Source organism: Ramlibacter sp. Leaf400 (assembly GCF_001424545.1).
Classification (GTDB): domain Bacteria; phylum Pseudomonadota; class Gammaproteobacteria; order Burkholderiales; family Burkholderiaceae_C; genus Ramlibacter.
In genome coordinates, this window is the sequence record NZ_LMQL01000012.1 from 329303 (window position 1) to 342637 (window position 13335).

Annotated in this window: 12 protein-coding genes; 6 read left to right on the plus strand and 6 right to left on the minus strand. The window is 70.4% G+C overall.

Annotated features, from left to right (window positions below):
• Positions 1-2: 2 nt before the first annotated feature.
• The gene (gene recJ / locus ASG30_RS17395; RefSeq protein WP_055899574.1) at positions 3-1715 is read right to left on the minus strand and encodes a single-stranded-DNA-specific exonuclease RecJ; all 1713 of its coding nucleotides are present in this window, start codon (positions 1713-1715) and stop codon (positions 3-5) included.
• Positions 1712-2659 (minus strand): hypothetical protein, encoded by a 948-nt coding sequence (locus tag ASG30_RS17400; RefSeq protein WP_055899577.1) that lies wholly within the window; start codon positions 2657-2659, stop codon positions 1712-1714. The genes recJ and ASG30_RS17400 overlap by 4 nt, the downstream gene beginning before the upstream one ends.
• 52 nt (positions 2660-2711) lie before the next feature.
• Between ASG30_RS17400 and ASG30_RS17405 the strand changes: the two genes are divergently transcribed.
• Entirely contained in the window at positions 2712-3971 is a 1260-nt protein-coding gene (locus ASG30_RS17405) for a lipoprotein-releasing ABC transporter permease subunit (RefSeq protein WP_055900178.1), read from the plus strand.
• Positions 3964-4647 (plus strand): lipoprotein-releasing ABC transporter ATP-binding protein LolD, encoded by a 684-nt coding sequence (gene lolD / locus ASG30_RS17410; RefSeq protein ID WP_055899580.1) that lies wholly within the window; start codon positions 3964-3966, stop codon positions 4645-4647. Before ASG30_RS17405 ends, lolD begins: the two co-directional genes overlap by 8 nt.
• Positions 4648-4663: 16 nt before the next feature.
• Here the strand turns inward: lolD and ASG30_RS17415 are convergent, their stop codons facing one another.
• The 4 genes from ASG30_RS17415 to ASG30_RS17430 form a co-directional block, all read right to left on the minus strand.
• On the minus strand, positions 4664-5707 hold the full coding sequence (locus ASG30_RS17415) for a VWA domain-containing protein (protein ID WP_055899583.1): 1044 nt from the start codon (positions 5705-5707) through the stop codon (positions 4664-4666).
• A 160-nt stretch (positions 5708-5867) separates the two neighbouring features.
• Positions 5868-6860, minus strand: a complete 993-nt coding sequence (locus ASG30_RS17420) for a DUF58 domain-containing protein (protein WP_055899586.1) — start codon at positions 6858-6860, stop codon at positions 5868-5870.
• On the minus strand, positions 6841-7848 hold the full coding sequence (locus ASG30_RS17425; protein ID WP_055899590.1) for an AAA family ATPase: 1008 nt from the start codon (positions 7846-7848) through the stop codon (positions 6841-6843). Before ASG30_RS17425 ends, ASG30_RS17420 begins: the two co-directional genes overlap by 20 nt.
• Positions 7849-7906: 58 nt before the next feature.
• Positions 7907-8923, minus strand: a complete 1017-nt coding sequence (locus tag ASG30_RS17430) for a S1C family serine protease (RefSeq protein WP_055899593.1) — start codon at positions 8921-8923, stop codon at positions 7907-7909.
• Between the two features lie 129 nt (positions 8924-9052).
• On the opposite strand from ASG30_RS17430, the gene ASG30_RS17435 reads away from it, so the two are divergent.
• The 4 genes from ASG30_RS17435 (at position 9053) to ASG30_RS17450 (ending at position 13329) form a co-directional block, all read left to right on the plus strand.
• Complete coding sequence (locus ASG30_RS17435) at positions 9053-9880, plus strand: TatD family hydrolase (RefSeq protein ID WP_200947319.1); 828 nt, start codon at positions 9053-9055, stop codon at positions 9878-9880.
• A 291-nt stretch (positions 9881-10171) separates the two neighbouring features.
• On the plus strand, positions 10172-10924 hold the full coding sequence (locus ASG30_RS17440) for a spermidine synthase (protein WP_055899596.1): 753 nt from the start codon (positions 10172-10174) through the stop codon (positions 10922-10924).
• A 7-nt stretch (positions 10925-10931) separates the two neighbouring features.
• Entirely contained in the window at positions 10932-12722 is a 1791-nt protein-coding gene (locus ASG30_RS17445) for a GspE/PulE family protein (RefSeq protein WP_055899599.1), read from the plus strand.
• Positions 12723-12840: 118 nt separating this feature from the next.
• Positions 12841-13329, plus strand: coding sequence for a tripartite tricarboxylate transporter TctB family protein (locus ASG30_RS17450; RefSeq protein ID WP_055899602.1), 489 nt, complete (start codon positions 12841-12843; stop codon positions 13327-13329).
• Positions 13330-13335: the final 6 nt, after the last annotated feature.

A 13335-nucleotide genomic window follows, 5' to 3' on the forward strand; every position in this document is an offset into this window, starting at 1 on the left:
TCCTAGGCCGTCTCCATCCCCTCGATCAGGAACCGCACCCGCCGCGTCCCCTGCCATTCATCGGCCTCCAGGCGGAAGGCGATGCGCGCCTTCGCCGGCAACGGGTCGGTGCGGCCGAACCAGATGCCGTCCACCGGCTGGCCCTGGTGGCGCAGCTTCACGGCCAGGTGGCGTTCGCCCACCAGCCGCTGCGACAGCACCTCCATCTCCTCGCTGAAGACTGGGGGCGCGAAGCCCTGGCCCCACACCTGCTCGTGCAGCGTGTCCACCAGCTCGGGGCGGCGGTATTCCGGCGCGAGCGGCCCGTCGGTGTGCAGCCGGCGCATCAGCGTCGCCGCATCCAGCCATTCCTGCGCCACGGCAGCCAGCGCCTGCTCGAAGGTGTCGAGATGCTCTTCCGCGATCGTGCAGCCGGCCGCCATGGCATGGCCGCCGAAGCGCAGCAGCACGCCGGGGTGGCGCTTGGCCACCAGGTCGAGCGCGTCGCGCAGGTGGAAGCCGGGGATGGAGCGGCCCGAACCCTTGAGCTCGTGCTCGCGTCCCGGCGCCTGGCTGGCGGCGAAGACGAAGGTGGGCCGGTGGAAGCGGTCCTTCAGGCGCGAGGCCACGATGCCGACGACGCCCTCGTGGAAGTCCGGATCGAACACGCACAGCGCCGGCGGCGGCTCTTCGCCTTCCTCGAACAGGGCCTCGGCGATCTCCAGCGCCTGCTCGCGCATCTCGCCCTCCAGGCCCTGGCGTTCGCGGTTGATGCCGTCCAGCGTGGCCGCCAGTTCGGTGCCGCGCGCGGCGTCGTCGGTGAGCAGGCATTCGATGCCCAGGCGCATGTCGGCCAGCCGGCCGGCGGCGTTGATGCGGGGGCCCAGCGCGAAGCCGAAATCGAAGGTGGTGGCCACCTGCGACTTGCGGCCGGCGGCGCTGAACAGGGCCGCCAGGCCGCAGGGCAGGGCGCCGGCGCGGACGCGGCGCAGGCCCTGCGCCACAAGGCGGCGGTTGTTGGGATCCAGCTTCACCACGTCGGCGACCGTACCCAAGGCCACGAGTGGCAGCAGCGCGTCGAGCTTCGGCTGCGACGCCGCATCGAACGCGCCGCGCGAGCGCAGCTCGGCGCGCAGCGCGAGCAGAACGTAGAACATCACGCCGACGCCGGCAATGGACTTGCTCTCGAAGGCGCAGCCGGGCTGGTTGGGGTTCACGATGACCGCGGCGTCGGGCAGTTGCGGGCCCGGCAGGTGGTGGTCGGTCACCAGCACCTGCAGGCCGAGTGCGTTGGCGGCGGCCACGCCGTCCACGCTGGCGATGCCGTTGTCCACCGTGATCAGCATGTCGGCGCCGGTGTCCTTCACGCGCTGCGCGATCGAAGGCGTGAGCCCGTAGCCGTCGGCGACGCGGTCGGGCACCAGGTAGTCGACGTTGCGGGCGCCGAGCAGGCGCAGGCCGCGCAGGCCCACCGCGCAGGCGGTGGCGCCGTCGCAGTCGTAGTCGGCCACGATGCACAGGCGCCGCTGCGCCGCGATGGCGTCGGCCAGCAGCACGGCGGCCTCCTGCGCGCCCTTGAGGCCGCCGGGCGGCAGCAGGCGCTGCAGGCCGTCGTCCAGTTCGTCGCGCCCCACCACGCCGCGGGCGGCGTACAGGCGGGCCAGCAGGGGATGGATGCCGGCCTGTTCCAGGGTCCAGGCCGCACGGGGCGGAACGTCGCGAAGGAGGATCTTCATAGGTCGGCCAGCAGGTCGATGGACCGCCGGCGTGAAAAAACGGAAGCCAGGCGCCGGCGCCACTCGCCCCCGGCGCTGCGCCAGGTTCGCGAGCGGCGGTCGCCGCAGAGGGTGATGGCGACCGGCTGGCCCTCGTCGAGGGCCTTGGCCAGCCGCGCGCATTCGCCGCCATCGAGTTGCTGCCAGGCCGAGGCCCAGGCGCGCCAGTCGCGCAGCAGCGCCGCGTCGCGCAGCGAGTTGGCCAGGCGCAGGCCGGAAGGCGGCGCCGCGTCGGCGGGCAGGGCGCCATTGCCGCTCACCCAGAAGGAGTTGACCGGCAACTGTCCGCCGCGGCTGCGCTCCTCGTTCACCGGGTGGGTGTAGAGCAGCATCTGCATCTCCTGCTGCAGGCGGCGCAGCGGCTTGCCCGAGTCGCCCTTGGGCATCCACGGGTCGATCACGCGGCCCACCACCCGGTCCAGCGAGGCGCAAGGCAGCCGGCCGAACAGGTCGCCCTCGGCCAGCCAGCGGGTGGGCGCCTCGTAGGCCAGGCGCAGGCCGTCCTGTTCGAAGTAGGGCTGCATCGCGGCCAGCAGCGCCTGCGATTCCTGCGCATCCAGCTGCAGCTCCTGCGGGTGCAGCATGAAGACGTGGCCGGTGCCCACGCGCCAGTGGCAGGGCGTGACCCAGGCCCGGGGCGCGGCGCCGGGATCGCGGCCGGCGCGCCGCATCTCCCAGGCGGCGAAGGGCAGCAGGCCGTCGGGCGCGGCCATGCCGCATTCGCGGGCCACCGCGCGTTCGTGCGGCATCGACAGCGAGTGCTCGTCGCCCGCGTCCGCTTCGGCCGGCGCGAGCCGCGCCAGGAGCCGCTCCAGGTGCGGCAGCGACAGGCCTTCCAGGGTCTCGCGGCAGCCCGGTTCCCCGCTCGCGGCGAAGGGGATCAACAAGTGGGCACCGTCCGACATCCCCGGGATTGTCGTGGATGCCACAATCGCGGCCAAAACCGATTTCACGACCATGCGGCTTCCCTACGAACTGGTGCTGGGTTGGCGCTACACCCGGGCCGGGCGCGCGACCCGCCGCAACGGCTTCATCTCCTTCATCTCCGGCGTCTCCATGCTCGGCATCGCGCTGGGCGTGGCGGCGCTGATCATCGTGCTGTCGGTGATGAACGGCTTCCAGAAGGAAGTGCGCGACCGCATGCTGGGCGTGGTGTCGCACATCGAGGTGTACGGCCCCGGCGGCGGCGTGCTGCCGGACTTGGAGCGCACCCTGCGCGAGGCGAGCAGCCACCCGCAGGTCAAGGGCGCCGCACCCTTCGTCGCGGCGCAGGCGCTGATCGCGCGCGGCGAGGACATGCGCGGCGCGCTGGTGCGCGGCATCGAGCCCGCGCGCGAGCCGCAGGTGACCGACCTGGCGCGAACCATGAAGGCCGGCGTGCTGCAGCGGCTGGTGCCGGGCGAGTTCGGTGTCGTGCTGGGCGCGGAGCTGGCCCGTTCGCTCGGCGTGCAGGACGGCGACCCGGTGACCCTGATCGCCCCCGGCGGGCAGGTGACGCCCGCGGGCATCGTGCCGCGCCTGAAGCAGATGACCGTGGTGGGCACCTTCGATTCCGGCCATTACGAGTACGACAGCGGCCTGGTGCTGATGCACCTCGAGGACGCGGCGCGGCTGTTCCGGCTGGAAGGCCCCACCGGCCTGCGGCTCAAGCTCGAGGACCTGCACCAGGCGCGCGAGGTGGCGGCGCAGCTGGCGTCCAGCATCCTCACCGGCCCGGTGGTGGTGCGCGACTGGACGCGCCAGAACCGCACCTGGTTCGCGGCCGTGCAGCTGGAGAAGCGGATGATGTTCATCATCCTCACACTGATCGTCGCGGTGGCCGCCTTCAACCTGGTGAGCACGCTGGTGATGACCGTCACCGACAAGCGCGCCGACATCGCCATCCTGCGCACGCTGGGCGCCAGCCCGCGCAGCATCATGGGCATCTTCGTCGTGCAGGGCGCCACCGTGGGCGTGATCGGCACGCTGGCCGGCCTTCTGCTCGGGCTGGCCATCGCCTTCAACATCGACGTCATCGTGCCGGCACTGGAGACCGCGCTGGGCGCGAGCTTCCTGCCGCGCGACATCTACCTGATCAGCCGCATGCCCAGCGACCCGCAGAGCGGCGACATCATGCCCATCGCGGTGATCTCGCTGGTGCTGGCCTTCGTGGCCACGCTGTACCCCAGCTGGCGCGCCAGCCGCGTCAACCCCGCCGAGGCGCTGCGCTATGAATGAGGACCTCACGCCGGTGTTGAAGGCGCGCGGACTTGCCAAGCGCTTCACCGAAGGCGGGCTGGACGTGGAGGTGCTGCGCGGCGTCGACCTGGAGGTGCAGGCGGGCGAGACGGTGGCCATCGTGGGCGCTTCGGGCTCGGGCAAGAGCACGCTGCTGCACCTGCTGGGCGGGCTGGACGAGCCCACCGCCGGCGCGGTGCAGTTGGCCGGCCATGCGCTGGCTTCGCTGGGCGCGGCCCGGCAGGGCGAGCTGCGCAACCAGCACCTGGGCTTCGTCTACCAGTTCCACCACCTGCTGCCCGAGTTCAGCGCGCTGGACAACGTCGGCATGCCGCTGCGTATCCGCCGCGAGACGCACGAGGCCTGCGCGGCCGCGGCGACCGAGGCCCTGGAGTCCGTGGGCCTGGGCCATCGCCTGCACCATCGCCCGGCCGAACTCTCCGGCGGCGAACGCCAGCGGGTCGCGATCGCTCGAGCGCTGGTGACGCGGCCCGACTGCGTGCTGGCCGACGAGCCCACCGGCAACCTCGACCGCGTGACCGCCGATACGGTGTTCGACCTGATGCTGCACCTGGCGCATGAGCGCGGGACCGCTTTCGTGCTGGTCACGCACGACGAGGCGCTGGCGGCGCGGTGCGGAAGGCAGCTGCGGCTGGTGTCGGGCAAGCTCGGCTAGAGCAGGCAGCGGAGGCTCAAAGAATCCTGTTGAACCACAGCAGCGACAGCCCCGCCGACAGCAGCGCCAGCACCGCCGCGGCCATGGCCATCAGGGCCGAGATCTCGGTCTCCTTCTTCTCCACGGTCAGCTTGGAGCTGAGCGTCTCGTAGACCTTCTTGAGGTCCTGCGCGGTGCCCGCGTAGAAGTACTCGGCCTGCGTCTTCTGGGCGATGGCCTTGAGCGTCTCCTCGTCCAGCCGCACGCGCATGGACCAGCCCTCGAAGCCGATGGTCTCGCCATCCACGGTGCCGATGCCCACGGTGTAGACCCGAACGCCGCGGTCGGCCGCGATCTTGGCCGCCTCCAGCGGGTCGACGCCGGTGGTGCGCTGGCCGTCGGTGAGCATGATGATGGCGGCCGAGCTGTACGACCCCGGCGCCACCGGCTGGAAGTCCTTCTTCTCCTTCTTCTCGCCGTCGATGGCGAAGCCGCGCTGCCGGTCGCGTCCGCTGCCCTGCATCGCGGCCAGCTCGATGCCCTGGTCGGGAAACAGCGTGGCCAGCGAGATGACGATGGCATTGCCGGTGGCGGTGGCGCGCTGCAGCTGGAAGCGGTCGATGGCGGTGACCAGGTCGTCGCGGTTGACCGTGGGCAGCTGGGCCACCTGGGCCGAGCCGGCGAAGGCCACGATGCCCACCTTCACGTGGCGCGGCAGCTCGGAGATGAAGGACTTGGCGGCGTTCTGCGCGGCCACCAGCCGGTTGGGCTGCACGTCGGTGGCGCGCATGCTGCCCGACACGTCCATGGCCAGGATGATGGTCTGCTGGTTGGACGGCAGCGTGACCACCGCCTGCGGCCGCGCGGCGGCCAGCAGCATCGCCAGCATGGCCAGCAGGAACAGCGCCGGCGGGATGTGGCGCTTGATGCTCTGCCCCGGGCCCATGGCCTCCTTGACGATGGACAGCGACGCGTAGCGCACCGCCATCTTCTTCTTGCGGCGCAGCAGCCAGACGTAGAGCACCACCAGCAGCGGCAGAGCCAGCAGCAGCCAGAGGAATTCGGGCCAGAGGAAATGCATCGGACCTCCCGTCATTCGCCAAACGGAGTTCGCGTCGGGCACGGCGCGTGAGCAACCTGGACAAGCAAGCGGTCACCGCGGAACCGGCTTTGCCGGGCCGCTGGTGGCGCCCCCTTGAGGGGGAGGCGGCCGCAGGCCGCTTCGGGGGTGGGCGTGTTCATCAGGCGGCTTGTTTGAGGTGCGCCGGCATGCCGCCGCCGGCCGCGAGGCGGGTGCGGCGCTTGCGCATCTCGGTGAAGCGGATCACGGCGTCGACCAGGTCGGCGTCGGTGGAAAGCTCCAGCGCGTCGACGCCGGCCAGCACCAGGGCCTGGCGCAGCTCGGCCTCGCGCTGGGCCGCGATGCGCGCGAAGCGCTTGCGGAATCCTGCATCGTGCGTGTCCACCAGCAGCTGCTCGCCGGTCTCGGCATCGCGCAGGGTCAGCAGGCCCAGGTCGGGCAAATGCAGCTCGAGCGGATCGAGCACGCGCACGGCCACCACCTCGTGGCGCTGGGCCAGCAGCGCGAGCGAGCGCTCCCAGCCCGGCTCGCTGATGAAGTCGGACACCACGAACACGGTGGAGCGGCGCTTGATCAGGCCGGCGGCCGAATCGAGCAGGTCGCGCAGCCGCGTCGGCGCGCCTTCCTGGGGCGTGGGCCGCGCCTGCAGCGTGTGCAGCAGGTGCAGCACATGCCGGCGGCCGCCGCGCGTGGGGATCACCGTGTCCACGCCCGAGCCGTAGAGCAGGGCGCCGATGCGGTTGCCGTGGCGCGTGAGCATGCGCGCCAGCACGGCCACGAACTCGGCCGAGACATTGCGCTTGCGCTGCTCGCCCGAGCCGAAGTCCACCGACGGGCTCAGGTCCATCAGGAACCAGGCGGCCATCTCGCGGTCCTCGGTGAACACGCGCACGTGCGGCGTGTCGGTGCGGGCGGTGACGTTCCAGTCGATGTGGCGCACGTCGTCCTGGTGCTGGTACTCGCGCAGGTCGGCCAGGTCCAGCCCGGCGCCGCGCATCAGCGTGCGGTAGTCGCCCTGCAGCAGGCCGTCGAGCCGGCGGATCACGGTCCACTCGAGGCGGCGCAACACGCGCTCGGCCCCGGCCGCCGGCACGGGCGGCGGCTCCGCGGGGTTCTCGGACGCCTTGGGCGTCCTACGCAGCCAGTTTTTCATGCTCGAGCGGGCGGGCGGGCGCGGCGATCCTGGACATGATCTGGCCGATGACGGAGTCGGCGCTCATGCCCTCGGACAGTGCTTCGTACGACAGCACCAGCCGGTGCCGCAGCACATCGGACACCAGGTCGGTCATGTCCTCAGGCAGGGCGTAAGTGCGGCCGCGCAGCATGGCCAGGGCGCGCGCGCCTTCGGTCAGGCTGATGGTGGCGCGCGGGCTGGCGCCGAAGGTGATGAAGCGGCGCAGGTCCTTGATGCCGTGGCGCTCGGGATTGCGCGTGGCCGACACCAGCTTCACCGCGTACTGCACCAGTGAGGGGTCGACGTACACGCGACGGCATTCCTGCTGCAGCGCGGCCAGCTGCTCGGTGGTGGCGACGGGCGAAACGTCCACCGCCGGGCCGGTGACCCGCTCGACGATGACGTACTCCTCCTCGTCGGTCGGATAGTCGACCAGCACCTTCATCATGAAGCGGTCGACCTGCGCCTCCGGCAGCGGGTAGGTGCCCTCGGTCTCGATCGGGTTCTGCGTGGCCATCACCAGGAAGGGGCTGGGCACCTTGTGCGTCTCGCCGGCGATGGTGACCTGGCGCTCCTGCATCACCTCGAGCAGCGCGCTCTGCACCTTGGCCGGGGCGCGGTTGATCTCGTCGGCCAGCAGCAGGTTGGTGAACACCGGGCCCAGCGAGGTGCTGAACTCGCCGCTCCTCTGGTTGTAGATGCGCGTGCCCACCAGGTCGGCCGGCACCAGGTCGGGCGTGAACTGGATGCGCTTGAAGTGCCCGCGCACCGTGCTGGCCAGCGTCTTGACGGTGAGCGTCTTGGCCAGGCCCGGCACGCCTTCCACCAGCAGGTGGCCCTGGGCGAGCATGGCCACCATGACGCGCTCAAGGAACCGGTCCTGTCCGACCACGACGCGCTTGACCTCGTAGAGGATCTGCTCCATGAGCTTGGCGGTGGCGGTGTCCTGGCGCGTCGTGGAATCCATGGAGGCGGGCTTTCTCGGTGGATGGAAGAAAAGGGACGTGGAGGTGCGCGGCGCGCGCTCAGAACGGCGGCAGGCCGGCGGCCTGGGCGGCGTTCTCGATGGGCACTGCAAATCCGATGCCCAGGAAGGTCCGCGCGGGCGTCGGGTTCAGGATGGCGGTGACGATGCCGACCACTTCGCCGTCCATGGTGACCAGCGGGCCGCCCGAATTGCCGGGATTGGCCGCCGCGTCGAACTGGATGAGGTTGCTCATCTCCTGCTTGCCTTCGGGCGAGCGGAACGAGCGCTTCAGCCCGGACACCACGCCGCCCGAAGCGGACGGGCCGATGCCGAACGGGAAGCCCACCGCGACCACCTTGTCGCCCGGCGCCAGGTCGGCGGTGGAGCGCATGGTGGCGGCGATCATGTCGTCGGGGATGCGCGCGGCCTGCAGCACGGCCAGGTCGTTCTCGGCCTGCACGCCGGTGATGGTGGCCGACGATTCGAGCCCGTCGTGGAACGTGACCTGGATACGGTCGGCGCCCGAGACCACGTGCAGGTTGGTCAGGATGATCCCCTTGTCGACGATGACCACGCCGGTGCCGACGCCGGCCTCGATCTCTTCGTCTTCGGCGACCACGGGGTCCCTGTCCTGTCCGCCCTGGGCGGGACCGAGCGGCTTGGGCTTGGCCGTGCGCGGCGCGTGCTTGGACGCGAACTCATCCTTGAGGCGACTCTTCTTCACGAAGCTCACGACGCGCACCACCGAGGGCCGCACGTTGTCGTAGGCCTTGGCGTATTCGGAGGGCAGTTGCTGGGTTTCCAGCGTCTTGAGCACCGCGGCGTTGATGTCCTGCTGCGTGATGCGGCGTTGGCCCGGCCGCAGGTTGAGCGTGAGGCTGGTGGCCAGCAACGCGGCGAGCAGCGCGATGGCCGCCCACATCATGGCTGGGCTGGAGAGATGGAAGCGCCGCTTTCGGGCAGCGGCGTGTTGGGGTTCGGGAGTGGGTGCCGCCGCCTCGGGTGCTTCCTGCGCGGCGCGAGCCTGCTGCGCTGGAGCCGGACGGCTGGAGCTGTAGAGAGCTGGCCTGCGCATCGGATCACCTTGTCCACAACGGGGGGGTCGATGACCCCGGAAAGCGAGAGCACACGGTATCACGGTTTGCCGTGCGCTGCACGGCTCGGGCCGGGGCTTCACGGGGGGCGATCGGGCATCATCCGCGCGATGCTTTCGCTGGTCGACACGCACTGCCACCTCGACGCGCCTGAGTTCGCTGGCGATGCCACGGATGTGCGTGAGCGTGCAAGGCGCGCGGGCGTGGTGCACTGCGTGATCCCGGCGGTGCACACGGCTGCGTTCGATGCGGTGCGCGCCCTCGCGCATCGGGGCGGCGACAGCTATGCACTGGGCATCCATCCGCTGTTCACGCCGCAGGCTGCCGATGGCGATCTCGCGGTCCTGGATCGCGCGCTTGGCGAACACGCGGACGACCCGCGGCTGGTCGCCGTCGGCGAGATCGGGCTCGACCATTTCGTCCCCGGGCTCGACCCGGTGCGGCAGGAGTTCTTCTACCGCGAGCAGCTGAGGCTGGCGCGGCGCCATGGGTTGCCCGTGGTGCTGCACGTGCGGCGCTCGGCCGACAAGTTGCTCAGGCACCTGCGCGAGCTGCCGGTGGGGGGCATCGCGCATGCGTTCAACGGCAGCGAGCAGCAGGCGCACGAATTCATCCGCCTGGGGTTCAAGCTCGGCTTTGGCGGGGCGGTGACGCATGAGCGCGCGCTGCAGTTGCGGCGGCTTGCGGCGGGGTTGCCGTTGAGTGCGCTGGTGCTGGAGACGGATGCTCCGGACATTCCGCCGAAGTGGCTCTACCGGACGGCGGAGGAACGGGCGGGTGGGGTGGCGCAGGGAAGGAATGAGCCGGGGGAGCTGGTTCGGATCGCGGAGGTTGTGGCGGGGTTGCGGGGGGTGTCGGTGGAGGAGCTTGCGATTGCAACCACGGCTAATGCTGTTGAGGTGTTGCCTAAGCTTGGGGTGCTGCTCGAGGGCGGCTGAGTGGTTTGTTCCGGCGGGGCAAGTCCCAGCGGTCGTCGCCGACCGGGCACCGGGGGTGCCCCCACCCCAGCCCTCCCCCGGAGGGGGAGGGGGCAATACCCGCTGCTCGTTGGCCAATGCCCACTGTCCGGAGCTCTTGTCTTTTCCCTCCCCCTGCGGGGGAGGGCAGGGTGGGGGCGCGCCGAGGCCCAAAGAAGTAGCGAGGTCTGGGTTTGATCGTGTCCGCACCCGCACACCGTTCCCGCGCGGCCCACCAAGCACCAGCCGAACTCAGCCGGATAATCCCCCGCCGTGACCCCACCCCCCACCCCGCTGCCCGAAGTCAATTTCTCCGACCACGGCGACATCCGCTACCTGCACCTGGGCACGGAGTGGGTCCAGGGCTCGATGCGGCTGGACGATCCGTTCTCGATCCACCTGGAGTACGTGCAGCGAATGATGGCGTGGCTGCTGTTCGTGGACCCGGCCACGGTCGCGCGGCGGCACGCGATGCAGCTGGGGCTGGGCGCCGCGGCGCTCACCAAGTTCTGCCACCGCAAGCTGCGCATGAAGACCACGGCGATCGAGCTCAACCCGCAGGTGATCGCCGCCTGCCGGCTGTGGTTCAAGCTGCCGCGCGACGACAGCCGGTTGTCGGTGGTGCTGGGCGATGCCGCCGAGGTCGCCGCGCATGAGCACTGGCGAGGCTCGGTCGACGCGCTGCAGGTGGACCTGTACGACCACGAGGCAGCGGCGCCGGTGCTGGACAGCCAGGAGTTCTACGCCGATTGCCGCAGGCTGCTCACCGAGGACGGCTGCATGACGGTCAACCTGTTCGGCCGCTCCTCCAGCTACGAGCGCAGCCTGGACCGCATCTGCGCCGTCTTCGGCCGGGACGCGGTGTGGGCCTTCCGGCCGACCCGCGAAGGCAACACCATCGTGATCGCCTTGCGCACCCCGCAGCAGCCCGCGCGCGGGGAGTTGCTGGCGCGCGCCGCCGTGGTCTTCGCGCGCTGGGACCTGCCGGCGCACAAGTGGCTGCGCGTGCTCAAGAGTGTGGAATGATGGCGCCATGAGCTCGAGCGCCCGACCGAAGCCCGCCGCCCGGACAGCGTTCCAGGGGCCGGTGGACTGGCGGCGCATGGTCGAGTGGCTCAGCGAGGACGGCGTGATCTCGGGCGAGGAAGCCGCCCGCACGTTCGCCCGCTGCTCGCAGGCCGAGAGCTCGCAGCATCCCCTGGTGCGCCTGGCCGCCGTGTCGATGACGCGGGCCAGCGATGGCAAGCCGCTGGACATCGAGTCGCTCACCCAGTACCTGGCGCAGCGCGCCGGCATGGAGTACCTGCGCATCGACCCGCTCAAGGTCGACGTGGGCCGCGTCGCCGACGCCATGAGCGCCGCCTACGCCGAGCGCCACCGGGTGCTGCCGGTGCAGGTGACCGGCACGGAGGTGGTGGTGGCCACCGCCGAGCCCTTCACCACCGACTGGGTGGCCGAAGTCGAACGCCAGGCCAAGCGTGCGGTGCGGCGCGTGATCGCCAACCCGCAGGACATCCACCGCTACACGGCCGAGTTCTTCGCGCTGGCCAAGTCGGTGCGCGCGGCCCAGCGCACCGGCGGCAATGCCGGTGCTGCCAGCTTCGAGCAGCTGGTGGAGCTGGGCCGCAGCAACAAGCAGCTGGACGCCAACGACCAGGGCGTGGTGCAGGTGGTCGACTGGCTGTGGCAGTACGCCTTCGACCAGCGCGCCAGCGACATCCACCTGGAGCCGCGCCGCGAGCAGGGCGTGATCCGCTTTCGCATCGACGGCGTGCTCCACCCGGTCTACCAGATGCCCATGGGCGTGCTCAACGCCATGACGGCCCGCATCAAGCTGCTCGGCCGCATGGACGTGGTGGAGAAGCGCCGGCCGCAGGACGGCCGCATCAAGACCCGCAACCCGCGCGGCGACGAGGTGGAGATGCGCCTGTCGACGCTGCCGACGGCCTTCGGCGAGAAGATGGTGATGCGCATCTTCGATCCCGACACGGCGGTCAAGGACCTGGACGCGCTGGGCTTCACCCCGCACGACGCGCAGCGCTGGGAAGCGCTGGTCAAGCGGCCGCACGGGATCATCCTGGTGACCGGCCCGACCGGTTCGGGCAAGACCACCACGCTGTACTCCACGCTCAAGCGCGTGGCCACCGAGGAGGTGAACGTCAGCACGGTCGAGGACCCGATCGAGATGATCGAGCCGTCCTTCAACCAGACCCAGGTGCAGCCCCAGCTGGACTTCGGTTTCTCCGAGGGACTGCGCGCGCTGATGCGGCAGGACCCGGACATCATCATGGTCGGCGAGATCCGCGACATCCAGACGGCCGAGATGGCCGTGCAGGCGGCGCTCACCGGCCACCTCGTCTTCTCCACGCTGCACACCAACGACGCGCCCTCGGCGATCTCGCGGCTGATGGAGCTGGGCGTCCCCGCCTACCTGATCAACGCCACCGTGCTGGGCGTCCTGGCGCAGCGGCTGGTGCGCACGCTGTGCAAGCAATGCCGCGAGCCCGACAGCGCGGGCAGCCGCGAGGCGGTCGAGGAAGTGGTGCGCCCCTGGAAGCTCACGGGCGGCTGGCGTCCCTACCGTCCGGTGGGCTGCGTCGACTGCCGCATGACGGGCTTCATGGGACGGATGGGGCTGTACGAGCTGCTGACCGTGTCCGAGGCGTTCAAGGACAAGGTCGCCCGCGAGCCTTCCATGGAAGCGCTGCGGCGCCAGGGCATGGCCGACGGCATGCGGCCGCTGAGGCTGGCCGGCGCGCTGCGCGTGGCCGAAGGACTCACCACGCTCGAGGAAGTCCTCACTGCCACGCCCCCGCTGGATTGACCGGCCCGGCCGGGCAGGCCGCCCGCTGAGCAGCTGTGTATAGGTGTAATCCACAACGGAGGGGGGCCGGGGGGTCGGGACAATCCGACCCTTTGGCAGTTTTTCCAGGAGAAGAGACTTGAGAATCAAGAGCCAGAAAGACTTCCTGGCGGGGCTGATGTTCACGATCGTGGGCGCCGGCTTCGCCTTGGGAGCAACCAACTACACGATTGGTGAAGGCGCCCGGATGGGCCCCGGCTACTTCCCGCTGATGCTGGGCATCCTCCTGGCCATCATCGGCCTGGTGGTGGTGTTCGAGGCCCTCGTGGTCGAAACCGTCGACGGCGAGAAGGTCGGTGCGATCGCCTGGAAGCCGCTGGTGTTCATCATCGGCTCCAACATCGTCTTCGGCATCTGCCTGGGCGGCATCCCCAAGCTGGGCATCCCCTCGCTGGGACTGATCGTGGGCATCTACGCGCTCACCTTCATCGCCAGCATGGCCGGCGAGGAGCACAAGACGAAGGAAGTCCTCGTGCTCGCCACCGTGCTGGCCATCGTCAGCTACCTCGCTTTCATCGTGCTGCTGAACCTGCAATTCCCGGTTTGGCCCAGCTTCATCTCGCGCTGACAGGAA